General features: G+C 37.8%; 24 protein-coding genes and 1 tRNA gene. 9 read left to right on the forward strand and 16 right to left on the reverse strand.

Annotated elements, in window-relative coordinates; translation table 11 throughout:
* Positions 1-12 precede the first annotated feature (12 nt).
* Complete coding sequence (yycF, locus tag ACQW5G_RS03635; protein WP_429971879.1) at positions 13-729, reverse strand: response regulator YycF; 717 nt, start codon at positions 727-729, stop codon at positions 13-15.
* Positions 730-930: 201 nt separating this feature from the next.
* Here yycF and ACQW5G_RS03640 point away from each other — a divergent pair.
* Positions 931-1003: transfer RNA gene (locus ACQW5G_RS03640), tRNA-Lys, on the forward strand.
* Positions 1004-1099: 96 nt separating this feature from the next.
* Here ACQW5G_RS03640 and ACQW5G_RS03645 read toward each other — a convergent pair.
* The 14 genes from ACQW5G_RS03645 to dnaA all read right to left on the reverse strand — a co-directional run bounded on the left by ACQW5G_RS03645 (position 1100) and on the right by dnaA (position 17025).
* Entirely contained in the window at positions 1100-2047 is a 948-nt protein-coding gene (locus ACQW5G_RS03645; RefSeq protein WP_429971706.1) for a DMT family transporter, read from the reverse strand.
* Positions 2048-2151: 104 nt separating this feature from the next.
* Positions 2152-3585: a replicative DNA helicase gene (dnaB, locus tag ACQW5G_RS03650; RefSeq protein WP_429971707.1), complete on the reverse strand. Its 1434-nt coding sequence runs from the start codon at positions 3583-3585 to the stop codon at positions 2152-2154.
* Positions 3586-3613: 28 nt separating this feature from the next.
* Positions 3614-4066 carry a 50S ribosomal protein L9 gene (gene rplI, locus ACQW5G_RS03655; RefSeq protein WP_429971708.1) on the reverse strand — a complete coding sequence of 151 codons (453 nt, stop codon included), beginning with the start codon at positions 4064-4066 and terminating at the stop codon, positions 3614-3616.
* A 26-nt stretch (positions 4067-4092) separates the two neighbouring features.
* Positions 4093-6117: a DHH family phosphoesterase gene (locus ACQW5G_RS03660; protein WP_429971709.1), complete on the reverse strand. Its 2025-nt coding sequence runs from the start codon at positions 6115-6117 to the stop codon at positions 4093-4095.
* Positions 6118-6229: 112 nt separating this feature from the next.
* Entirely contained in the window at positions 6230-6484 is a 255-nt protein-coding gene (gene rpsR / locus ACQW5G_RS03665) for a 30S ribosomal protein S18 (RefSeq protein WP_395319749.1), read from the reverse strand.
* A gap of 41 nt (positions 6485-6525) precedes the next feature.
* Positions 6526-7062 carry a single-stranded DNA-binding protein gene (ssb, locus tag ACQW5G_RS03670; protein WP_429971710.1) on the reverse strand — a complete coding sequence of 179 codons (537 nt, stop codon included), beginning with the start codon at positions 7060-7062 and terminating at the stop codon, positions 6526-6528.
* Between the two features lie 30 nt (positions 7063-7092).
* Entirely contained in the window at positions 7093-7389 is a 297-nt protein-coding gene (gene rpsF, locus ACQW5G_RS03675; RefSeq protein ID WP_429971711.1) for a 30S ribosomal protein S6, read from the reverse strand.
* 172 nt (positions 7390-7561) lie between these two features.
* The gene (locus tag ACQW5G_RS03680; RefSeq protein WP_429971712.1) at positions 7562-8155 is read right to left on the reverse strand and encodes a TetR/AcrR family transcriptional regulator; all 594 of its coding nucleotides are present in this window, start codon (positions 8153-8155) and stop codon (positions 7562-7564) included.
* A gap of 124 nt (positions 8156-8279) precedes the next feature.
* Entirely contained in the window at positions 8280-10805 is a 2526-nt protein-coding gene (gyrA, locus tag ACQW5G_RS03685; RefSeq protein WP_429971713.1) for a DNA gyrase subunit A, read from the reverse strand.
* Between the two features lie 37 nt (positions 10806-10842).
* Entirely contained in the window at positions 10843-12792 is a 1950-nt protein-coding gene (gyrB, locus tag ACQW5G_RS03690) for a DNA topoisomerase (ATP-hydrolyzing) subunit B (protein ID WP_429971714.1), read from the reverse strand.
* A gap of 20 nt (positions 12793-12812) precedes the next feature.
* Positions 12813-13925: a DNA replication/repair protein RecF gene (recF, locus tag ACQW5G_RS03695; protein WP_429971715.1), complete on the reverse strand. Its 1113-nt coding sequence runs from the start codon at positions 13923-13925 to the stop codon at positions 12813-12815.
* 8 nt (positions 13926-13933) lie between these two features.
* Positions 13934-14152: a S4 domain-containing protein YaaA gene (gene yaaA / locus ACQW5G_RS03700; protein ID WP_429971716.1), complete on the reverse strand. Its 219-nt coding sequence runs from the start codon at positions 14150-14152 to the stop codon at positions 13934-13936.
* Between the two features lie 174 nt (positions 14153-14326).
* Positions 14327-15466, reverse strand: a complete 1140-nt coding sequence (gene dnaN, locus ACQW5G_RS03705) for a DNA polymerase III subunit beta (protein WP_429971717.1) — start codon at positions 15464-15466, stop codon at positions 14327-14329.
* A 209-nt stretch (positions 15467-15675) separates the two neighbouring features.
* The gene (dnaA, locus tag ACQW5G_RS03710) at positions 15676-17025 is read right to left on the reverse strand and encodes a chromosomal replication initiator protein DnaA (protein ID WP_429971718.1); all 1350 of its coding nucleotides are present in this window, start codon (positions 17023-17025) and stop codon (positions 15676-15678) included.
* A 503-nt stretch (positions 17026-17528) separates the two neighbouring features.
* Between dnaA and rpmH the strand changes: the two genes are divergently transcribed.
* The 8 genes from rpmH to ACQW5G_RS03750 all read left to right on the forward strand — a co-directional run bounded on the left by rpmH (position 17529) and on the right by ACQW5G_RS03750 (position 23937).
* A complete protein-coding gene (gene rpmH, locus ACQW5G_RS03715) occupies positions 17529-17663 on the forward strand; it encodes a 50S ribosomal protein L34 (protein WP_014082553.1) in 135 nt (44 codons plus the stop codon).
* A 59-nt stretch (positions 17664-17722) separates the two neighbouring features.
* On the forward strand, positions 17723-18082 hold the full coding sequence (gene rnpA, locus ACQW5G_RS03720) for a ribonuclease P protein component (RefSeq protein ID WP_429971719.1): 360 nt from the start codon (positions 17723-17725) through the stop codon (positions 18080-18082).
* Positions 18082-18918 carry a membrane protein insertase YidC gene (gene yidC / locus ACQW5G_RS03725; protein WP_429971720.1) on the forward strand — a complete coding sequence of 279 codons (837 nt, stop codon included), beginning with the start codon at positions 18082-18084 and terminating at the stop codon, positions 18916-18918. Before rnpA ends, yidC begins: the two co-directional genes overlap by 1 nt.
* Positions 18919-19061: 143 nt before the next feature.
* Positions 19062-19790, forward strand: coding sequence for an RNA-binding cell elongation regulator Jag/EloR (gene jag, locus ACQW5G_RS03730; RefSeq protein WP_429971721.1), 729 nt, complete (start codon positions 19062-19064; stop codon positions 19788-19790).
* 148 nt (positions 19791-19938) lie between these two features.
* A complete protein-coding gene (gene mnmE, locus ACQW5G_RS03735) occupies positions 19939-21336 on the forward strand; it encodes a tRNA uridine-5-carboxymethylaminomethyl(34) synthesis GTPase MnmE (RefSeq protein WP_429971722.1) in 1398 nt (465 codons plus the stop codon).
* 30 nt (positions 21337-21366) lie between these two features.
* Complete coding sequence (mnmG, locus tag ACQW5G_RS03740) at positions 21367-23307, forward strand: tRNA uridine-5-carboxymethylaminomethyl(34) synthesis enzyme MnmG (protein ID WP_429971723.1); 1941 nt, start codon at positions 21367-21369, stop codon at positions 23305-23307.
* 65 nt (positions 23308-23372) lie between these two features.
* Complete coding sequence (locus ACQW5G_RS03745) at positions 23373-23612, forward strand: hypothetical protein (RefSeq protein ID WP_429971724.1); 240 nt, start codon at positions 23373-23375, stop codon at positions 23610-23612.
* Positions 23605-23937, forward strand: a complete 333-nt coding sequence (locus ACQW5G_RS03750) for a type II toxin-antitoxin system PemK/MazF family toxin (protein ID WP_429971725.1) — start codon at positions 23605-23607, stop codon at positions 23935-23937. The genes ACQW5G_RS03745 and ACQW5G_RS03750 overlap by 8 nt, the downstream gene beginning before the upstream one ends.
* Before the next feature lie 90 nt (positions 23938-24027).
* Here ACQW5G_RS03750 and ACQW5G_RS03755 read toward each other — a convergent pair whose 3' ends face one another.
* The gene (locus tag ACQW5G_RS03755) at positions 24028-24579 is read right to left on the reverse strand and encodes a TetR/AcrR family transcriptional regulator (RefSeq protein WP_429971726.1); all 552 of its coding nucleotides are present in this window, start codon (positions 24577-24579) and stop codon (positions 24028-24030) included.
* Positions 24580-24590 lie beyond the last annotated feature (11 nt).

The following is a 24590-nucleotide window of genomic DNA, read 5'->3' on the forward strand; positions in this document are numbered from 1 at the left end:
CCTCTTAATTAATTATTTGTTTTCTTCAGCGTCACGAATGTAGTACCCTACCCCACGGCGGGTTACTAACCATTTTGGATGACTAGGATCATCTTCAATTTTTTCACGTAATCGACGAACCGTAACATCAACTGTCCGCACATCACCAAAATAATCATATCCCCAAACAGTTTGGAGTAAATGTTCTCGGGTCATAACTTGACCAGCATGTTGAGCTAAGTAGTGCACTAGTTCAAATTCACGGTGGGTAAGGTCAACCGTTTCACCGTTTTTAGTAACTGAGTATGATTCTGGATGAATGGTTAAATCACCAAACGTAATTTCTTTTTTGTCATCATCTTCGTTACTACTTGATTCACTGGCAACTGATTGACGCCGTAAATTAGCTTTTACCCGGGCGACTAATTCCCGGTTTGAAAATGGTTTCGTAACGTAATCATCCGCCCCAATTTCAAGGCCTAAAACTTTATCTAATTCTGAATCTTTGGCAGTTACCATGATAATTGGCATGTTGTGAGTCTTACGAACTTCTTTAGCAACTTCCAACCCATCAATTTTGGGTAACATTAAATCAAGGATAATCAAATCAGGGGTATCTTCTTCAACTTTTTTCAAAGCATCTTCACCATCATAGGCAACTTCAACTTCGTATCCTTCTTTTTCTAAACTAAATTTTTCAATATCGGTAATTGGTTTTTCATCATCTACAACTAAAATTTTGGCCATAATAAATCGCTCCTATTTTTCGTCTACTATTTCATGATTAGATTGACCAAGACTTATTTTCTGCTCAGTCACCCTAAATTATACCATAAGTGTATTTAGCCACTAACTTTGCGCTACTACACACCACTAAAAAATACGGATTTATTGCAAAATAATGTTGCACTGCTTTGCTGCTTATGATAATATATTTATTGTACTTGATATGGGCAGTTAGCTCAGCTGGCAGAGCAACGGACTCTTAATCCGTGGGTCCGGGGTTCGATCCCCCGACTGCCCATCATATCAAAAAGAACTTTACCAATTGGTAAAGTTCTTTTTTTATGCTTATTTTTATTCAACAAAAAACGGGGCTGAATTTCAGCTCCGTTGTCGTTTATTTTAGTTCTTCTTTTTTACTTGAACTATAGCCAACCATTGTCACAATTGATCCACAAATGATGATGGCAATCCCAATCATCGTTGGTAAACTGATGTTTTCACCAATCAGGAAGAAAGCAAAAATTGGTGATAAAACTGGTTTAAAGTAGAAAACTAATGAAGCCATTGAAACTCCACCATCTTGTAAAGCCAAGAAGTAGAAGGCAAATCCCCCACCAGTAACTGCTAAACCAACAAACGCCAAAATTGGTAAGTTAGCCAAATCCACGTTAGTCAAAATTGGAATATTAGCAAATTCTTTTAACCAGCTAATTGAACGCATCCAAGCTGCCACGAACGGAATTTTCGTAATTAAGATAATCACGAATAACTCAATCGCCCCACAGACAAAGGTGAACCCGGTCATAACAACTCCATCTAAGTGAACCTTTAAAGATCCTGCCGCAGACATGATTCCGTAGAAACCAAAAGTCGCTGCAGCTAGAATTGCTAGTGAAATCCCGATTGGATTAGTTAACTTAAATGGATCAACGATTACTAATAATCCAATTACTGAAAGTACTAGAGAAATAATATCTGAACGAGAGACATCTTCATGGATAATCAAGTACGCAAAAATCAGCGCAAAGACTGGATTACAACTGAATAACACGGCCACGATGGCTGGTTGACCATACATAATGGCTAACTGATACAAAGTCATGGAAACAACCACACACAAGAATCCAGTCAAAGCGAATATTTTCCAATCTTCTAAGTGGAGTTTGTGGTGGAGTTTCTTCAAACGAGAGATGGCGAACGGTAAAATAACCACTGCCCCTAACGTAAAACGAATTAAGTTTAATTGGATTGGATTGAACTGGTTACCTGCAATTTTCAAAGCAATTTCCATCAAACTAAATAAAATGGTTGAGATAAAAACGTAAATCAATGATTTTTTCATAATATGTAATAACTCCTCGCTTATTCCAAAATACAAAAGATAGCCCTAAATTGCAAATGAAAGTGCTAAAAAAGCCAATCTGAAAATTCAGATTGGCTTTTAGTTTAACGATATGAAATATTTGAAAATTTATTGAATGATTTCAAGAACAAGAGAGGCACAGTCCCACGAGCTCCAGAACGGTTCTTTTCAATGATAACTTCAACTTCACCTTGGCCGGTGTCATCGTCATCATTTTGAGCTGGTTGTTGCATTTGGGGAGCTGGTGCACCAGGAATCCCATTTTGATTGTCTTCTGGTTCATCACGATAATAATCTTCTCGGTATAAGAAAGCTACAATATCAGCATCTTGTTCAATTGATCCGGATTCACGAATATCAGAAAGCACTGGTCGTTTATCTTGTCGTTGTTCAACTCCACGAGAAAGTTGTGATAACGCGATAATTGGCACTTGGAGTTCGTTAGCTAATTTCTTCAATTGACGAGAAATTTCTGAAACTTCTTGTTGACGACTTTCTTTGTTATTACCTTCAATTAGTTGAAGATAATCAATCACAATTAAACCGAGTCCTGGATTATCAACTTGTTCTCGTTCAGCTTCTTTTTTCAAACGCCGACAGTTCGCCCGAATTGAAGCAATTCGGTTACCAGGAGTGTCATCGATAAAAATCCGTGATTCAGATAAATTACCCATGGAAACCGTTAATGATTGCCATTCTTCAGGAGTTAATTCTCCAGTTCTTAAATGATTAGACTGAATACTACCTTCAGCACAAAGCATCCGGTTAACTAACGATTCAGCACTCATTTCCAAACTAAAAATTGCCACGGTTTTGTTGGTCTTAGTCCCAACGTTTCGTGCAATATTCAAAGCAAAGGCCGTTTTACCAACGGCCGGACGAGCAGCTAAAATGATTAATTCTCCTGGATGTAATCCAGTGGTCATTTTATCTAATTCGACATAACCGGTGGCAGTTCCAGTAACGGCTTCACCACCGTTAGCAGCTAAATCTTGGATTTTAGCCCATGAATCACCTACGACTTCACCAATTTTCTTAAAACCACTTTGGTTTCGTTCTTCAGAAACGTCCATGATTTCACGTTCGGCGTTATCAAGTAAATCATCTAAGTTTTCATCTTCGTTGTAACCGTCACTGGCAATTTTATTGGCCGTTTCAATTAAACGACGTTGCGTTGCTTTTTTATGCACTAATTTTGCATAGTATTCAATATTAGCAGCGGATGGCACCGCATCAACTAATTCTAGAATATAAGGCACACCACCGACATCTTCTAATTGGTTTTGGCCTTTTAATTTATCAGAAACAGATACCGCATCAATCACTTCATCCGCATCAGATAAATCTGTCATCGCTTGAAAAATGATTTGGTTCGCCCGACGATAAAATTCATTTGGTGTCAGGAATTCAGTGGCAGTTGCAATTGATTCAGGGTTTAAGAACACCGCCCCTAAAACCGCTTTTTCGGCATCTGCGTTGTTAGGTGGCGTATGATCTAGCAAAACATCATTATTCACACAAACCCTCTTTTCTAATGCTTAATAATTATTTTTCTGAAACGTGAACACGAATTGTAGCAGTAATTTTAGCGTGTAATTTAACGGGCACGTTAGTGTATCCCATTGTCTTGATTGGTTCTGGCAATTCAATCTTACGTTTGTCGATATCAACTTTGTATTGGTCAGCTAATGCTTTGGCAATTTGCTTGCTAGGAATTGAACCGAATAAACGGCCGTCAGTTCCAGCTTTAGCTTTTAGTTCAACGACTGTCCCATCTTTTTCAAGGAAATCTTTAAGTTTTTCTGATTCTTCTAAGGCAGCTTCAGCATCTGCTGCTTCGTGTCTTTGTGCAGCTTGAACCTTAGCAACTGCTGCTTTAGTAGCATCTTGGGCTAAACCATTTTTGATAAGGAAGTTTTGTGCGTATCCTGCAGGAACATCCTTAATTTCTCCACGTTTACCTTTACCTTTAACATCTTCTAAAAAAATAACTTTCATAATCTTGCTCCTTTAAATTTTAATTTTTATTCCGTAGTTTTTTCTGTTTCTGGGTCATCATCTTTATGTAACACCCCGAGCAACATTAATTCAACTTCATCGACTGATTTTCCAGCAATTTGGGTTGCCCCGGCACCAAGATGTCCCCCACCACCTAAAGCTTCCATGATGAGTTGCACATTCACGTCACCGTTACTACGAGCAGAAATCCCAACGTTACCATCATTACGTCGGAAAATAATAAATGAAGCAGATACTCCATCAATATTCATCAACGAATCAACTGATTTCGCAGCCGTTACTGAATCATATTTTTTATCATCCTCAGCGGTAATTAAAGCTAAATTGCCATCGATAAATTCTACCATGGAAATCAAATGATTTTCAGCCATATAGTGTTTTACGTTTTCTTTCATAAACATCGCAATTTCATCGACATTTGCTCCAGAAGAACGCAAATAACTAGCGGCATCAAACGTCCGGGTCCCAGTTCGAACCGTAAATGATTGGGTATCAACTACGATTCCAGTCAACATCGCTGTGGCTTCCAAAGTGTTAATTGGATCGGCACTTTGCGCTTGATACTCAAACATTTCCGTGATTAATTCACAGGCAGATGATGCATATGGTTCAACGTAAGCTAATAATGGATTTTCGGGGAAATCTTCTCCTCGACGATGATGATCAATAATCACAACTCGGTTTTGAAGGCGTTCATACAAGTTATGAGCGAGTCCAATCGATGGGTTGGAATGATCAACCATAACCAATAAACTATCGTCTGTCGCCATTTTAACGGCCTTATCAGAGGTGATAATCGAATCTTTAATCATTGGATAATCATCAATTTCATCCAATAGCCGTTGAATATCAGTATAAACATTTTTTTCGTCAAAGACGATATAACATTCTTTACCATTCATTTGTGCAATCCGTCGAATTCCTAAGGCAGCACCCCAGCAATCCATGTCTGGATGCGAATGACCATCAACGAAAATCTTGTCAGAACCCTTCATCAAATCTTGCAAAGCAGAAGTAATCATCCGAGCTCGAACTCGAGTCCGTTTTTCCATTGGATTAGTTTTACCACCAAAGAAACGGGCTTCACCATCACTAGGTTTGATAACGGCTTGATCTCCCCCCCGACCTAAAGCTAAATCTAGGTTAGATTGAGCTTGATCTGCAAGTTTGTTCAAATCAATATCATCATAAGCAATTCCAATACTTAATGTAATGGGGAAGTTTTGCTTAGACGTTCCTTGTCGAATCGTATCCAAAATATTGAATTTATCTTTTTCAATTTCTTGAAGTGCTTTGACATACATCATAATCATATAATGATCTGAATCAATTCGCTTAAGATAAACCCCATAATTTTTTGCCCATACGGTTAATTTATTCGTTACATAGTTCTTCAAATTTGAAATTTCTTGGTCAGTCATGGATTGACTAACTTCATCAAAATTATCTAAATAAATTTCCCCAATGACTACACGTTCATCCGTATAACGTTTTTCAATATCCGCATAATGAGTGATATCAATCATGTAAACAGTATTATATTGCCGTTGAATTAACATCATAAATTGTTTTCCACGCCATGTCACTTCAAAAGATTCATTTTGTTCCCAATGATTTTGAATAATATCAAATAAATTTGGATCCACTTCTTCTAAGGAGCGTTGAATTACTTTTTTACCATCAAAATATGGCTGTAAATATGGATTAACCCAAGAAATGCGTTTAGCGCGGTCAATTAATAGCACCCCAATTGGCATTTCTAACAGTGCTTCTTGCTCACCACGTGAAATTAAATATGATAAGTCGGTTAAATAGTTGTTAGCATTTTCCTCTACAATATTTAAATTCTTAATTGTAAAAGCTAATCCAGCACAGGCCAAAACTAGCAGGATTCCACCAACGATTGTATTGTAAAGAAACGCAATTACTAACCCTAGAATTAAACTAACTGCGATAAAAAGGGAGATACTCCGTAAGCGCTTATTCCGCAAAAACGGTGGTAAATTATTCTTTTTCACTAACTTTTTCATATTTTCGCCCCAATTTTATAACTACTTTTGATTCTATTTTATCACAAGCCGTTTCAAAATTTATGCGATAAAAAAAGACCCAGCGGATGCTAGGTCTTTCTTAAATATCAAATTAGTCTTCAACTACGAATGGTAGTAAAGCCATGATACGTGCACGTTTGATTGCGCTAGTCAACTTACGTTGGTTTTTAGCACTAGTTCCAGTAACACGACGTGGTAAAATCTTACCTCGTTCTGAAATGAAACGTTTCAATAAGTCAGTATCTTTGTAATCGATGTATTCGATGTGGTTAGCAGCGATGAAGTCTACCTTACGGCGACGGTGTCCGCCTCTTCTTCCACCTCTAGAATGTCTTTGTTCAGCCATGAATTTTCCCTCCTCGGTTAAAACTCAGATCTAACCATTAATTAAAATGGAAGATCGTCGTCAGAAATGTCGATTTGGTCGCCACCGGCAAATGGATCGGCAGAATTGTCAGAACCATTATTAATATTTTGGTTGTTGGTATTACTATTGCTAGAATTACCACCAAAATTATTATTGTTATTGCCTGGTGTACCAAATGGATTTTGTTGAGGAGCAGCATTGCCAGCGTTGTAGCCACCACCTTGTTGGTTACCATTTTGACGTGGTTCCAAGAAAGTAAAGTTTTCAACGACAACTTCGGTCACGTAGACACGTTGGCCTTGTTTGTTTTCGTAATTTCTGGTCTGTAAACGACCTTCAACCCCGATTAACGAACCTTTATGAACGAAGTTAGCAAGGTTTTCAGCTGGTTTACGCCAGATAACACAGTTGACAAAATCAGCTTCCCGATCACCATTTGAAGAGGTGAATCTACGGTCGACAGCTAAAGTAAAAGTACCTACGGCTGCGCCATTTTGGGTGTATCGCAAATCGACATCTCGTGTTAAACGTCCGGTTAGGACTACGGTATTAATCATACTGAAAAGCTCCTCTCGGTTTAATGTTTATTATTTGTCGTTACGAACAACAGTCATGTGACGTAAGATATCGCCACTAAACTTAGCAAGACGATCAAATTCGTTGATAGCATCATCGTTATCAGAAGTTAAGTTAATAACGTGGTATAAACCTTCGTTGTAACCTTTGATTTCGTATGCAAGACGACGTTTTGACCAGTCTTTTGAATCGATTAACTTAGCACCATCGTCAACTAAGATCTTGTCGAAACGTTCTACTAAAGCAGTTTTAGCAGCGTCGTCAAGGTCAGGACGGATAATGTAAGTAATTTCATATTTGTTTTCCATGAATTACACCTCCTTATGGACTATAGGCCCTCCAGTGATTTGAAGAGCAAGGGCGAACTAAACAAGCGTCTAGTTCACAAGGTTAAATTATATCACGATTAGAATTATTATTCAAACCACGAAATGCTTTTTACGATACACCAATAAGTACGTAAATTTAAGCTGAAATTTTTTAACTCCGATTATAAAGTAAATCTTCTGGTGTAGTTTGTAAGACGTTAAAGACTCGTTGTCTAAATTCAACTGGATTAGATGGAATCGGACTAATTAACCAATCTTCCACTAACGCTAAATAGATATTCGTATACACTGCAGCAGCAGTATTTTTGGGAATGCCACAGTTTTTGAAATTTTTGAATAAAACATTTTTGATTACAGGTCCATATTTTTCATAGATATAATCACGCCAATAGCCCTTTAAATCAGAGAGATACATAATTCTAATCACATCCCGATGTTCATAAATCCGATCTGAAATAATCAATAATCCCTGGGTAATCACTTGGTCTTTATCGGTTAAATCAAAAAAATATTCAATATCTAAATCGCCGTTAACTTTGTCAAAAACGTAACTAATTACGTCATCAAGATTAGCAAAATGATTATAAAAAGTTTTACGGGCCACACCAGCTACTTTAATGACTGATTGCACTGTAATATCACTTAAATTCTTTTTGGAAACTTCTGCAATCATGGCATTAGCAATCCGATCCATTGATTTCTTTCCAACTACCGTTTTGTTACTCGCTTTTTCTGTTATTTGCATCTTCATCCCCACAATCATCATTAATTCATCTAATTATTACATAGTTATTCCAGATTTAGCCTGATTTGTTAATGATTTTACAAATAAAAAAGAATTCCGTTTTGCACAGAATTCTTTTTTATATTTATTCTTCTTGATTGTCATCCGCAGCTGGTGCTTCAGTTGATGAATCAGTGTCTTCTTCGTCATCATCTTCTGGTTGCACAATTGCCATGGTAGCAACTTTAGAATCATCGTCCACTCGAATTAAGTGAACTCCTAAAGTAGCACGACCAGTTTCAGAAACGTTTGCCGCAGCGAAACGAATCATAACCCCTTGGTCGGTAATTAACATGATATCTTCATCACCGTTAACTACGCCCATTCCAACCAGTGGACCATTCTTTTCCGTCACGTTGGAAGTCTTAATTCCTTTACCACCACGACCCTTGATTGGGTATTGATCAACTGGAGTACGTTTACCGTATCCATTTTCAGAAATTACAAAGACATCGCAACCTGGAGTTAAAATGGCTGAGCCAATTACGTAATCTTCATCACGTAACCGAACCCCACGAACCCCGGAAGCAGAACGTCCCATTGAACGAACGTCTGCGACCTTGAAACTTACAGCGTATCCAAGGTGAGTTCCGATAATCATGTTTTGGTCTTCATTAACCAAGGAAACTTTGATAAGTTCATCATCGTCATGAAGATTAATAGCTTTTAGACCATTATTACGAATGTTAGTAAATTCGTCGATTGGGGTACGTTTAACAGTTCCCATCTTAGTACTAAAGAATAAGAATTTGTTTGCGTCATCTCCGTTATCTTCAACTCGTAATACCGTTTGGATCTTTTCTTTTTCACCTAGGTTAAGTAGGTTTACGATTGGAAGACCCTTAGCTGAACGTCCGTATTCGGGTACTTCATACGTCTTCATGCTGTAAACCTTACCAAGGTTAGTAAAGAACAAGAGCAAGTCATGAGTTGAACCATTGATTAAGTGTTCAATAAAGTCATCTTTATTGATTCCCATTCCTTTGATTCCACGACCACCACGATTTTGGGTCTTGAAGTCATCAGTTGGAATTCGTTTGATGTAACCGTTATGCGTCAATGTGATGGTAACATTCTTATCTTCGATTAAATCTTCATCTTCGATATTAGTAATTTCACCGATCATCAATTCAGTCCGACGGTCATCACCAAATCGTTTTTGAATCTCTAATAATTCGTTGTAAATAATTTCATTTACCCGATCATGACTACCTAAAATTTCTTTGTAGTCTTTAATTTGGGCAAGCAATTTATCATGTTCATCTTGAATCTTGCCACGTTCTAGTCCAGTTAAACGAACCAAACGCATGTCCAAGATAGCTTGAGATTGCTTATCATCCAAATCAAATTGCGTCATCAATTCGTTTTTCGCGATTTCAGCCGTCTTAGAGCTTCGAATAATCGTAATAATTCGATCAATGTTATCTAAGGCAACTAATAAACCAACTAAAATGTGAGCTCGAGCTTCAGCCTTTTTCAAGTTGAAACGAGTTCTACGCGTAATAACTTCCACTTGGTATTCAAGGTAGCTATTTAAGATTTCTTTCAAACTCAAAATCTTAGGTGCACCACCAATAATCGCAAGCATGTTAAAACTGAATGAAGTTTGCATCAAAGTCAATTTGAATAAGTTATTCAAGACTACTTCAGCACTAGCATCACGACGGATATCAATTGCAATCCGCATTCCTTCACGGTCAGATTCATCGTTAACGGCAGTAATTCCGTTAATTCGTTTGTCACGAACTAATTCGGCAATCCGTTCGATTAATTTAGCTTTGTTAACCATGTATGGCAATTCAGTTGCTACAATGGTTTGCTTCCCGTTTTTATCTTCTTCAATATCGGTTTTGGCACGGACCACAATGTTTCCGCGTCCAGTTTCGTAGGCATGTCTGATTCCAGACTTACCCATTACGATTCCACCAGTTGGAAAATCAGGTCCAGGAAGAGCTTCCATTAAATCATTTACATCCGCATCCGGATTTTTCATCAAGATGTGAATCGCTGAAATCACTTCACTCAAGTTGTGAGGGGGAATATTCGTAGCCATACCAACGGCAATTCCAGTTGCACCGTTAAGTAACAAGTTCGGAATTCGGGCTGGTAAAACAACTGGTTCCCGTTCAGTCCCATCATAGTTAGGGACGAAGTCAACTGTGTCTTTGTTTAAGTCCCGCAACATTTCCATTGAAATCTTGCTAAGTCGGGCTTCGGTATAACGCATGGCAGCGGCTCCATCACCATCGACGGAACCAAAGTTACCATGACCATCAACTAACATGTAACGGTAACTAAATTCTTGGGCCATTCGAACCATGGCTTCATAAATTGAGCTGTCACCATGGGGATGGTACTTACCCATTACATCCCCAACAATTCTGGCAGATTTTTTGTAGGGTTTTTCAGGGGTAACTCCTAATTGATCCATTCCGTATAAAATACGACGGTTAACGGGTTTCATTCCGTCTCGTACATCAGGTAATGCACGAGCCACAATAACACTCATTGCGTAATCAAGGAATGAAGATTTCATTTTTTTCGATAAATCGACGTTCGTTATTCTTGTTTCTGGCGTTTCATTTTCATTTGCCACAGGATTAACCTCCATTCGTGTCTGTCTAACATTTTATGTTTCACGTGAAACACTAGACGTCTAAGTTTTCTACAAATTTAGCGTTATTTTCAATAAATTCACGACGTGGGCCAACTTTTTCACCCATTAACATTGTGAAAGCATCATTGGCAGCTTCAATGTTGTCTGAGGTAATCCGAAGTAAACGACGATTTTCTGGATTCATAGTAGTTTCCCACAATTGTTCCGCATCCATTTCACCAAGCCCTTTGTAACGTTGGATTGATGGTTTTGGAGATGCTGGAAGTGAGGCAAGCAATTGTTTTAGTTCTTCGTCTGAATCCACGTATTCTTGGAATTTATTTCCTTGGCGAACTCGATATAAAGGTGGTTGAGCGATGTAAACATATCCATGATCAACCATGGGACGCATGTAGTTGTAAATCAAAGTTAATAACAAAGTTTGAATATGAGCACCATCGACATCGGCATCCGTCATGATGATCAACTTGTGATAGTTAACTTTGTTAATATCAAATTCTTCCCCAAAACCAGTTCCCATTGCCGTAAACAATGATCTGATTTCTTCGTTAGCAAGAATCCGATCCATGGTAGCTTTTTCAACGTTCAAAATCTTACCCCGAATTGGTAGGATTGCTTGGGTCAACCGAGAACGTCCTTGTTTTGCAGAACCTCCGGCTGAATCCCCTTCGACGATGAATAATTCTGATACGGCAGGATCTTTACTAGTATTATTAGCTAACTTACCAGGAAGATTATTGATTTCAAGTCCACTCTTTTTACGAGTAACTTCACGAGCTCGTTTAGCAGCAGCACGGGCTTTAGATGCAAGCATCCCTTTTTGCACAATTTCTTTGGCAATTTGAGGATGTTCATCCATAAATTTAGAAAATTCTTGGCTAAAGACATGGTTAGTCGCAGTTCTGGCATCAGAATTCCCTAACTTAGTCTTCGTTTGACCTTCAAATTGTGGATCTGGATGCTTAATACTAATTACCGCCGTAAGGCCTTCACGCACATCTGGTCCAGTTAAATTATCTTCGTTATCTTTAATAATGTTGTTGTTACGTCCGTAAGTATTGATGATACGAGTTAAGGCTTGTTTGAAACCTTCTTCGTGCGTTCCACCTTCATACGTGTTGATGTTGTTAGTGAAAGTTTTCATCGTACTGTGGTAGTCGTTAGTGTATTGAAGAGAAACTTCGACAGTAATTCCGTTTTCTTTTCCTTCAACGTAAATTGGATCTTTAAAAATTGGTACACGACCACGGTCCAAGAATTCAACGTAATGCCGAATTCCACCTTCATAGAAGAAGTCGTGTTCGACTGGTTTTTCTGGACGAGTATCTTTGATAGTGATCCGAAGACCCTTGTTCAAAAAGGCTAATTCCCGAACCCGAGTAGTCAAAGTTTCCATGTCGTAAGTGGTAGTTTCAGTAAAAATATCTGGATCTGGAAGGAAATGCACTTTGGTACTGTGTTCACCTTCTGGAGCTTCACCAATGACTTTCATTGGAGTCTTAACATGACCACGTTCGAAGTCCATGTAGTACCGTTTGCCACCACGGGTAACGGTTACATCCAATTCGGTAGAAAGAGCATTTACAACTGAGGCACCAACCCCGTGCAAACCACCAGATACTTTGTATCCGCCACCACCAAATTTACCCCCGGCATGAAGAATAGTGAAAACTGTTTCTAGGGCTGATTTACCGGTTTCTTTTTGGACCCCAACTGGGATACCACGACCATTATCAGTAACAGTAATACTGTTATCTTTTTCAATAACAACATCGATTTTATCAGCGAATCCAGCTAAGGCTTCATCAATCCCGTTATCAACAATTTCCCATACTAAATGGTGTAAACCTTGGGAATTAGTTGAACCGATGTACATACCGGGACGTTTACGAACTGCTTCAAGTCCTTTTAAAACTTGAATTTGACTCGCATCGTAATCACGAGCACGTTCTGCTTTAGTTTCTTGTGGTTTGTCTGTCATGTAAATCCTCCTCAATCAATCTACTTGGAAATGATTCCATCTTTGATATGAAACATTTTTGGATTATGAATTAATTCTGTGGCAACGTCGCTCATACTGGTGGTTGTCAAGAATGTTTGAACTTTATCTTGAATGGCAGTTAATAAATGCGTCTGGCGGCTTTCATCAAGTTCCGACAAGACATCATCTAATAATAGAACCGGGTATTCCCCCGTTTCTTCTTTCATAACGTCAATTTCCGCTAGTTTAGTAGCAAGGGCTGCCGTTCGTTGTTGTCCTTGTGAACCAAATTGAGCCACATCTTTACCATTTACGATAAACCGTAAATCGTCCCGATGAGGCCCAAAAATTGTTGTCCCTTGGCGAATCTCTTTTTCGTGATTACTTTTGAATTTTGCTAATAAAATCTGATAGATTTGTTCCACGGAACCGAGATCTTCTTTTTTCAAAGAAGTCATGTATTTAAATTTCAAAGTTTCACGTTGTTGTGAAATTTCGCTATGAATCTTTTGGGACCATTTTTGTAATTTTCCTAACAGTTGAACTCGTTGGTAAATAATTTCTGCAGCATATGCTGCTAATTGGTCTGATAAAACGTCTAAATAGACAAGATCTTTGGCTTTATGAAAATGTAACTGCCGTAAATAGGCATTTCGTTGTTTTAAAATTCGCCGATATTGCGTCATATTATAAAGATATTTATTACTCATTTGACCAAATTCAATGTCCATAAAGCGACGCCGAATTTGCGGTGAACCCTTCACGATTTTTAAATCTTCAGGCGCAAACAAAATAACATTTAACTGTCCTATGTACGTGGAAAGCTTTGCTTGTTCAATATGATTGACTTTAGCGCGCTTTCCTTTGGAACTTAAAGTTAATTCTAGCTGTGTTTTCCCAGAGCTCCGTTGCACGGAACCCCAGATATCAGCTGCTTTATCATCCCAACTAATTAAATCGCGGTTACTGTTGGCACGATGACTTTTCGTCAATGCCAACACATAAATTGCTTCTAGTAAATTGGTTTTTCCTTGGGCATTTTCTCCAATTAAGACGTTTACTCCGTCTGAAAATTGAACATCCGTACTCCCATAGTTACGAAAATTTCGTAATTTTAACTCATTTACCTGCATTTAACTTCCTACTTTGATTTAATAAAAAACATCCCAACATCAGGAACTCTTACTGTATCGCCATCATAAAGTTTTTTACCACGACGATTTTCCGGTTCGTCATTGTAATAAACTGTTTTTTCACGTAAATACCATTTAGCTTGACCACCAGAGTCAATCACATCTTCCATTTTGAGAAGTTGTGCCAATGTTATGTATGGTGTATTAATTAAGACTTCTTTTTTCATGAATCCACCTGCTTTCAGTTACCTTAATTATACGCTTTTTTTGCAAAAAAGTACATATATTCAGGCGTAAACGCCGTTTTAAGGAAAAATAAGCCTTTTGAGATAGATAACAGTATACAGATACAAAAAAAGCTCATATCGCAAAATATGAGCTTTTTTCTATATTTTTAATTTTTAGAATGTCCGAACTGGGGTAATCAATTGAATAAATTGTTCATCGTTTTCAGTTGGCACAATTGTAAATGGACGTAAGGCAGAAGTAAATGCTACTTCAACATCAATTTTACCAAAGACCCGAAGCGCTTCTTTCATGTAATCAGGATTAAATGAAATTTCAAGTTCGTCACCTTCGATGGCTTTAGGTTCAAGATCTTCTTCAACTTTACCAACATCAGGAGAGTTTCCAGTAATAGTTACCACTTTGTCATTTGGTTTGATGGTTAATTTGATCACATTGTTCCGAGATTCATGAGACAACAGAGAGGCACGTTCAACGGCTGATAATAAATCAGGCGCTGAAAATTGGATCTTAGTTGCGGATGATTCAGGAATTAGCCGTGAAGTATCAGGATAATTTCCTTCAAGGAGCCGTGAATAGAAACGGGTTACCCCAAAATTAAACATAACTTGGTTTTCTGATAAATTCATTTGAATTTGTTCTTTTTCACTATCTAACATGTGAGAAAGTTCTTTCAAACTGTCACCAGGAATCACGATATTGTATGAACCGTCATCTTCAGCAGGTAAGCTAACTTTCCGTTGGCTTAAACGATGACTATCAGTTGAAACGGCTAATAAATTATTTTGATCCAACGTAAAGTGCACTCCAGTCAAAATAGGACGACTTTCTTGTTTAGAAACGGCAATCACTGTTTGACCAATTACTTCACGGAAAATTTCAGCAGGTAAATCAACTGAGTTTTCAGTATTAATTTCAGGAAGATGAGGATAACCATTCGCATCTAGTCCATTAATGGTAAATTCTGAATTTCCTGATTTGATATTAGTTTGGAAATTGTCGCCAACTTCAACAACTAACTCTGTGTCAGGTAATTTTTTCACGATTTCACTGAAGAATCTAGCAGGTAAAACGATACTTCCAGTTGAACTAATAGTTAAATCATTATCTGGGTTGTCACCACTTACTGTGGTTTGAATTGAAATGTCTGCATTACTTCCAGTTAACGTGATGTTGTTTCCAGTTACATCCAGTTTTAATCCAGTCAAAATTGGAATTGTTGTTTTTGAAGAGATGGCTCTTTGAACAATATTTAAAGCTTTAATAAATGAAGCACGATTGATTGAAAATTTCATTTTTTAAGACCCTCCGTAACGTGGTTTTAGTTTACTAAATTAATAAAAGAATAAAAGCAGTAGTAGTAGGTGCTGTGAATCATGGGGAAAAGGTAAGAAACCTTAGGAAATCCGTAGTCCACAGCATGTGGATAAACCTGTTGATAAAAATCAAAGTTTCTTAATGTTATCCACAATGCAAATTATACCATTTTTACTGGTTTTGCTTGTTAGTGTCTAATTTCATTCTTTAAATCATCAATTTGATTGCGTAAATCGATGTCAGTTGCAGCTTTGTCAGATATTTTATCGTAAGCATGGATGACCGTAGTGTGATCTTTACCACCAAATGCTTCTCCAATTTTAGGAAGTGAATTATCCGTAAGCTCCCGAGTAAGATACATCGCGATTTGGCGGGGAACGACAATCGCTTTAACCCGTTTTTTACCCTTAATATCTTTGGCGGTGATATGGAAATAATTGGCCGTTGTTTTAATGATCGTTTCTGGAGTAATGGCACTTCGTTCTTTATCTAACTTAAGTGGACGTAAGGCCTCAGAAACTAAATCAATGGTAATCGGAGCTTGTTTTAAACTAGCGAAAGCCTTGATACGCGCTAAAGCACCCTCTAATTCACGCACGTTAGAATCAATTTGACTGGCAATGTAACTCATGATGTTATCATCCACATCCAAGCCTTCTGATTTAGCTTTGGCACGTAAAATAGCTGCCCGAGTTTCTAAATCAGGAGCCGTAATGTCAACGGATAAGCCCCATTTAAAGCGGGAAACTAAACGATCGGTTAATGAATTAATTTCATTGGGAAGCCGGTCGGCAGTCATTACAATTTGTTTGTTGTTTTCATATAAAGCATTGAAAGTATTGAAGAATTCATCTTGAGTTCCTTCTTTATTAGCTAGGAATTGAATATCATCAATTAACAATAAATCGATTTCACGATACATTTTACGGAATTCTTGCATTTTACTGTTTTGAATCGCGTCGATGAAATCGTTGGTGAATTTTTCAGTTGTTACATATTTAACCACAGCATTGGGATTGGCAGCTAAAACTTTGTTACCAATCGCTTGCATCAAGTGGGTTTTACCCAAACCAACTCCCCCATAAAAGAAGAGAGGATTATAAACTTTTCCGGGATCCTCTGAAACTGCTAGGGCGGCGGCATGTGCCATCTGGTTTCCTTGACCAATAACGAAAGTATCAAAAGTGTAGTTCGGATTTAAGTGGGGATTGACCCGTGGTTTGTCCGGCACACTATTTTTTTCGTGAAAGTCTTTGATATTTTGTGTGTTTGAGTTGGGAGTGTCTTCGCCTTTAACTACAAACTTAGGGGTGACGTCAGTTTGTGTAATTTCGTAAGCATACTCGATGAACTTAAAAACTAATTGTTTTTCCCAATAATCACGGTGTAAATCAGTGGGTAGTTCAAGGACGAACACATTTCCATCATAGGAAATCGGAGTAGCAGGACTAATCCAAGTATTGAAATTGATGTTGTCATATTTTGGATCAGCTCTGAATTTACTTTTTATTTTGTTCCATAATTCAATTTGATTCATTTGAAGTAACTCCTCCTATGTTAAGCAATAAAAATATTTTATCATTTTATGGTGAAAATAAGAAAGTTTTCCACAGTATAAAACACATTGTGGATATATGTTTCACACCTAAGGTAAAAGTTTTCCACACACTTGTTAATAACTAGGGAAATACTTGGATTTCATGACATATTAACAACAAAATGTGGATAATAGATTATTGCTATAACAACACTTAGAGAAGATATCTAAACTTATACACAGCTTGTGGATAAAAAACAATAACTGCTGTGTATTTGTGGATTTTTAAGTTCAAAAGCTGTGATTTATTCTGTGAGTTATCCACACTAATCCACAGGAAAACTTTATGAAACTTTTTTCATATCCACAGAAAGTTATCTTCTTGGAAATAATCAATTTTAAAATTAACCCTTTGCTAGCTAGGTGGTTTGTGCTATTATTAGAAGGAAATACTATTGAGTATTAACTGTTTAATAGAAATCGAAATATAAGGAGGGCTCGTAATGAAGAGAACTTACCAACCAAAGAAACGTCATCGTAACCGTGTTCATGGTTTCCGTGCACGTATGCAAACTAAAGGTGGACGTAAAGTATTAGCTCGTCGCCGTCAAAAAGGTAGAAAAGTATTATCTGCATAGACCACTGACCATTCGGTGGCCTTTTTTGTTATACAAATGTAAAAATTTGGAGATTATTAATGAAAAAGTCGTATCGTGTCAAAAAAGAAGCTGATTTTCAGCAAGTTTTTGAAAAGCATGATTCTGTAGCTAATCGTCAATTTGTTATCTATCAAATGGAGAAACCGGGCCAAAAACATTTTCGCCTCGGAGTTTCTGTGGGAAAAAAGATCGGTAATGCGGTTCACCGTGTTTGGGTGAAACGTCGAATTAGACAAGCAATTACTGAATTAAAGCCTTATCTAAAACAAGATGTCGATATTTTAGTTATTGCACGTCCCGTTGCTGATGGGATGTCAATGAAAGAAGTTAAGACAAGCTTAGTGCACGTGTTGCATTTAGCTCATTTGTTAGATTCTGATTATAGCGAGGAACAATAATGAAGAAATTCAAAAAAATTGCTGCATCGTTAATGGCAGTTAGTTTGGTTTTTGTCCTTACTGCTTGTAGCAACTCACCCATTAACAGTCACAGTACTGGTCTTTGGGATGGATTGATTGTTTATAATTTCTCTCGTGCAATTATTTGGTTATCTAAAGCTTTTGATTACAATTATGGAATTGGGATTATTTTATTTACTATTATTATCCGAATTATCATTTTGCCTTTGATGGTTTACCAAACAAAGAACATGAAAGAAATGGCTGAGCTTCAGCCACAACTTAAGGCCTTGCAAAAGAAATATTCATCACGTGACACTGACACAATGATGAAATTGCAAGCTGCCCAAAAAGAATTGTATAAAGAAGCCGGAGTACATCCAATGGCAAGTATGTTGCCTATGATTGTACAATTACCAGTTATTTTTGCCTTGTATCAAGCCATCTGGCGGACTCAAGAACTTAAAACTGGTCATTTCTTATGGTTACAACTTGGTGACCGTGATCCATACTTCATTTTGCCAATTCTTGCAGCGCTATTTACGTTCTTTAGTTCATGGTTAGCAATGAAGTCTCAACCAGAAACTAACGCCATGGCAATGTCAATGACATTCTTCATGCCATTAGTGATCTTCTTTACTGCTTTGAACGTTCCATCAGCCCTTTCATTGTACTGGGTAGTTACTAATGCTTTCCAAGTGGGACAAACTTTGGTTATCCAAAACCCTTGGAAGATGAAACGTGAACGTGAAGAAAAGAAAGCGGCTCAAAAAGAACATGATCACGCGGTTGAAAAAGCCATTCGTCGTGCCAAAAAGAGTCACAAAAAACGCTAATAATTAAAAATAACTTAGGTATTTTGCTACCTAAGTTATTTTTTTTGCATTTTAATGTTACAAACGCGTGAAACCCCTTTCGAAACCGCTATATTTTGTGCTATGCTAGCAAGGTTGATAATTAACTAGGAGAATTACATATAATGCCAAAATACACAGGTAAAAATCTAGAAACCGCCATTGAAAATGGACTTAAAGACTTAAACATTAACCGCAAAGATGCTGAAATTAAAATTATTCAAAAACCAAGTAAAGGATTTTTAGGATTCTTTAAAAAAGACGCTGTGATTGAGATGCGTGTAGTGAAACATAAAGCGACCAATCCAGTGAAAAAAGCTGCCCAACCAGTTCAAAGTAAGCAAGTTACTAAAAAAACCACTCCAACTCCAGAAAAAATTGCCGAAGACCGTTTCGAACGTAATTTTGCCGTAGTTAAGGATTTAGCTAAATACCTTCAAGATGTCCTTGATGAAATGGGGATTAATGCTACCTTAGAAGTGGATATGCCCAATAACAAACACGTCTATATTGACTGTCAAACTGATAAAGAAGGCCTTTTAATCGGGAAACATGGCCGCACTATCAACGCTTTACAACAATTATGCGAATTTTATCTTAGTAACCACGGCGTAAACTACGTTGAGGTTGTTTTGGATACCGCAAATTATCGGGAACGTCGTCGCAAAATTTTGACTGATTTAGCTCAACGCACCGCTCGAGACGTGGAAGCAACTGGTCAACCAGTTCATTTAGACTCAATGCCATCATTTGAACGCAAACAAATCCATCTTGCCCTTGAGGGGTTTGATGATGTTTTAACTTACTCAGTTGGAAATGAACCCAACCGAGAAGTTGTGATTGGGCCCCGATAGTCATAAATTGACAAAGTAACCTAATCTAATTATGATATAGGAAACAAACTGAATAGATAAAGTAGTGAAAGTACTTTGTCCCCGTGTCGCTTTGACGCGTGGGGTAGGTACTTTTTTTATGCGAAAAAAGCAGAAAGGAGTTTGTAAGATGCCTTTAATGACAACTGATTACGATACAATTGCTGCAATTTCAACTGCTCCAGGAGTTGGGGGAATTTCAATTGTGCGAATTAGTGGCTCAGATGCCATGGAAATTGCCAAAAAGATTTACCGTGGTCGAGATTTAGATAAAGTTGCGACTGATACGATTAATTATGGTCACATTGTTGACCCAGCTAATGATAATGCCCGCGTGGATGAAGTGATGGTGTCCGTAATGCGTGCACCCAAAACTTATACTAAAGAAGATATTATTGAAATTAACTGTCACGGTGGAATTCAAGTTACTAATAAAGTCCTCCAACTAGTGCTTAGAAATGGTGCCCGCATGGCCGAACCTGGTGAATTTACTAAGCGAGCTTTCCTTAATGGTCGAATTGATCTTTCTCAATCAGAAGCTGTGATGGATTTGATTGATGCTAAGACGGATGAAGCTCGGAAAGCTGCCTTGAATCAATTAGACGGTAATCTTTCTGCTGAAATTCGCAAAATGCGTCAAAAAATCGTCGACGTTTTAGCAAACGTCGAAGTTAATATCGACTATCCTGAATACGATGGGGCAGAAGAGGTTACTTCTAAATTAATGCTCGATAAATCAGAAGAAATCAAAAAAGAAATTAATAAATTACTTGATACTGCCCAACAAGGAAAAGTGCTACGTGATGGATTAAATACTGCGATTGTCGGACGTCCAAACGTTGGTAAATCAAGTTTATTAAACCGACTATTACATGAAGAAAAGGCCATCGTAACGGATGTTCCCGGAACGACCCGTGATGTGCTTGATGAATATGTTAATGTGGCTGGCGTACCACTTCACTTAATTGATACGGCTGGAATTCGGGAAACTGAAGATAAGGTCGAAAAAATTGGGGTGGAACGTTCCCGCGCTGCGATTGAAAAAGCTGATTTAGTGCTCTTAGTATTGAATGCTAGTGAACCACTGACTGACGAAGATCGCCAATTACTTGAATTAACGCGGAACAGTAAACGAGTGATCTTGTTAAACAAAACTGATCTTCCTATGAAGATTGATATTGATGAAATTAAAGCCGATTATGGTGATAGTGACATTATTAAGACATCCGCAATGGCTGCGGATGGAACTAAGATGTTGGAAGATACGATTTCTCACATGTTCTTTACCAAGGGAATTTCAAGTACCCAAAATGACGTGATGGTTACCAATGCTCGTCACATTAGTTTGCTACAACAAGCGCTTGATTCAGTTCAATCTGTAATTGATGGAATTGGAAATGGGCTACCAGTTGATATCGTGCAAATTGATTTACATTCAGCTTGGGATTATCTGGGTGCGATTACCGGGGATAGTTACGACGATGAATTAATGGATCAGTTATTTGAACAATTCTGTATTGGAAAATAATTGTTTCACATGAAACATTAGGAGAAAATAATGACAGAAAAGAAAAACGTTTTAAAAACAACTGACGTTACGCATACCTATTATGCGGGCGATTACGACGTTGTCGTAGTTGGTGCTGGTCATGCCGGTAGTGAAGCTGCGTTAGCTGCGGCCCGAATGGGTCAAAAAACTTTATTATTAACGATTAGTTTGGAAATGGTAGCGTTCATGCCATGTAATCCATCCGTTGGTGGTCCAGCTAAAGGTACGGTTGTCCGTGAAATCGATGCTTTGGGTGGCGAAATGGGTAAAAACATTGATAAGACCTATATCCAAATGCGTTTATTAAACACTGGTAAAGGTCCAGCAGTGCAAGCTTTACGTGCTCAAGCCGATAAACACAAATATCATCAAGAAATGAAAAATACCATCGAAAAAGAAGACAACTTAACGTTGCGTCAAGCAATTGTTGATGATTTGGTGGTGAATGACAACAAAGTTGAAGGAGTTATCACTAATACTGGTGCAATCTACCACGCCAAAACGGTCGTGCTTGCTACTGGTACTTCAGCTCGTGGTCAAATTTACATTGGTGAACTTCGTTATTCATCAGGACCTAACAATTCCCTTCCATCAATTAAGTTATCAGAAAACTTGGAAAAGAATGGTTTCACACTGGAACGATTCAAGACCGGTACTCCTCCTCGTGTTAATGGAAATACCATCGATCACTCTGAAATTGAAGAACAGCCGGGAGATGCTGAACCTCATCACTTTAGTTTCACAACTCCTTACAGTGATTACTTGCCAGTGAGCGAACAAATTTCTTGTTGGTTAACTTACACTAATCCTAAGACTCACAGTTTGATTCGAGATAATCTAGATCGTTCACCATTGTTTAATGGTGTCATCGATGGAATTGGTCCACGTTACTGTCCGTCAATTGAAGATAAAGTGGTGCGGTTTGCCGATAAAGATCGTCATCAAGTGTTCCTTGAACCAGAAGGTCGTGACAACGACGAATGGTACGTTGATGGGATGTCAAACTCCATGCCTGAAGAGTTACAACAAGAAATGTTGCACTCCGTTAAAGGTTTGGAAAATGCCAAGATGATGCGTCCTGGTTACGCAATTGAATACGATATTATTCCACCCCAAATGATGAAACCTAACATGGAAAGTAAAGTGATCGAAAATCTTTTCACTGCTGGTCAAACTAACGGAACTTCAGGTTATGAAGAAGCCGCTGGACAAGGTTTGATGGCCGGAATTAATGCGGCACGTAAAGTTCAAGGTAAAGATCCAATCATTTTGAAACGTTCTGATGCTTATATCGGAGTTTTGATTGATGATTTGGTTACTAAAGGAACTAACGAACCATATCGTTTATTAACTAGTCGGGCCGAATACCGTTTGTTATTGAGAAATGACAATGCGGATATGCGTTTAACCCCAATTGGTCATGAAATCGGTTTGATTTCTGATGAACGTTACGCTGAATTTTTGGCTAAACGAAAAGCCGTTGAAGATGAAATTGAACGCCTTGAAACCATTAGAATTAAACCGAACGACAAGATTAACGAATTCGTGCAATCACACGGTGATAAACCATTGAAAGATGGAATTATCGCAGCCCAATTTTTGCGTCGTCCTTATGTCGATTACGCTAAAGTGCTTGAATATATTCCAGCGACTGAACAGCCACTGGATCCACGGACTGTGGAAGAAATTACTGTGCGAGTTAAATACGCTGGTTATATTAAAAAAGAAGAAGAAAAAGTTGCGCGGATGAAGAAGATGGAATCAAAGAAGATTCCGGAAAACATTGATTACGATGCTATTGACGGAATTGCCACTGAGGGTAAGGAAAAGTTGAAGAATATTCAACCAGAAACCATTGCCCAAGCATCCCGGATTAGTGGGGTTAACCCTTCAGATATCGCCATTTTGAGTGTTTATATCCAACAAGGTAAAATTGCTAAAACTAAATAATTAAAAATCGTCTAACTTAGTTAGGCGATTTTTTTATACTATAATTAATTTATGGAGGTCAGATTATGAATAAACGAGTGGTTCAAGTAATTAAAAATGGCAAACAGATGGCACTTCCGGTAACGGATGCGATTAAGATAAATTTAAATGATCAATTTTACGTTTCACAAACTAACGATGGTGAAATTGTCTTTACACCGGTTCAGAAGGACATTTTTTCTAATCCACGCTTTGCAAACCTAGATTTTTCACAATCAGAAATAGATTTTGGCAAGTTTATGGGGGAGGAAAAATTAGATGACTGAAGAATATTTACCTCGACGCAAAGATATTATGTATCTGGATTTTGATCCACAAAGTGGGATGGAAATTAAGAAACGACGTCCTGCATTAGTATTGAGTAACACTGATTATAGCCGCAGAACCGGTTTAGTTGCAGTTTCCCCCATTACTCACGGACAAAGTAACCATGTTACGTCCATTCCAGTGCGGGGACGGGAAGTAGATGGCTACGTAAACGCTCTGCAATTTTATACGTTTGATTTTCGGACACGCCACGCACAGTATGTTGAAAAAGTGTCTGATCGAGTATTTTTTAAAGTTATGAATGTGATTAAACAAATTTTCTAATAAATAAGACCACACAGTGTGTGGTCTTATTTTGATATAAAAAAATGGACTAAAAAAGCTAGACAACGTTCTGTTGTCTAGCTTTTTTGCTTATTTCCACTTCAAAGGTGCTTTTTGCAAAGTAGTAATAATCATCTGTCTAAATTGATCTGGGGATTGCGGCATTGGTTGGGTAATCCACGCTTCAACTAGCGAAACAATCATTTGGGTGAAAACTTGGTAAGCAATATTTTTCGGATACGTTTCTGATTCATAGTCAGCGAAGATATTATCACGAACTAAAGCACCATAAGTTTTAACTAAATAACGTTTCCAAGCACCAGTTAAATCCGTATTAAGCAGGATTCGTAAATAATCGCGGTTTTCGTAGAGGGCATCTGGAAGACTAGTAACACAAGCGGTAATGAATTCCTTCTTCCCCTTAATTTTGAAAAGTTCATCTAAATTAAGCATGGTGTTGACCATATCAGGTAAATACTCGACAACTTGAGTAATGTTGTTGAAATGATTGTAAAAAGTTTTTCTGGAAATTCCTGCGGCTTCAGTTACATCACTAACGGTAAGTTCAGGAATATGTTTACTTTGTGAAAGTTGTAAAACGCTCATCGCAATTTTATCTTTCATTTTGTTGTGTTCTTGCATGTGGTTCAAAA

It is taken from the genome of Fructilactobacillus sp. Tb1, assembly GCF_050500285.1.
Lineage (GTDB): Bacteria > Bacillota > Bacilli > Lactobacillales > Lactobacillaceae > Fructilactobacillus.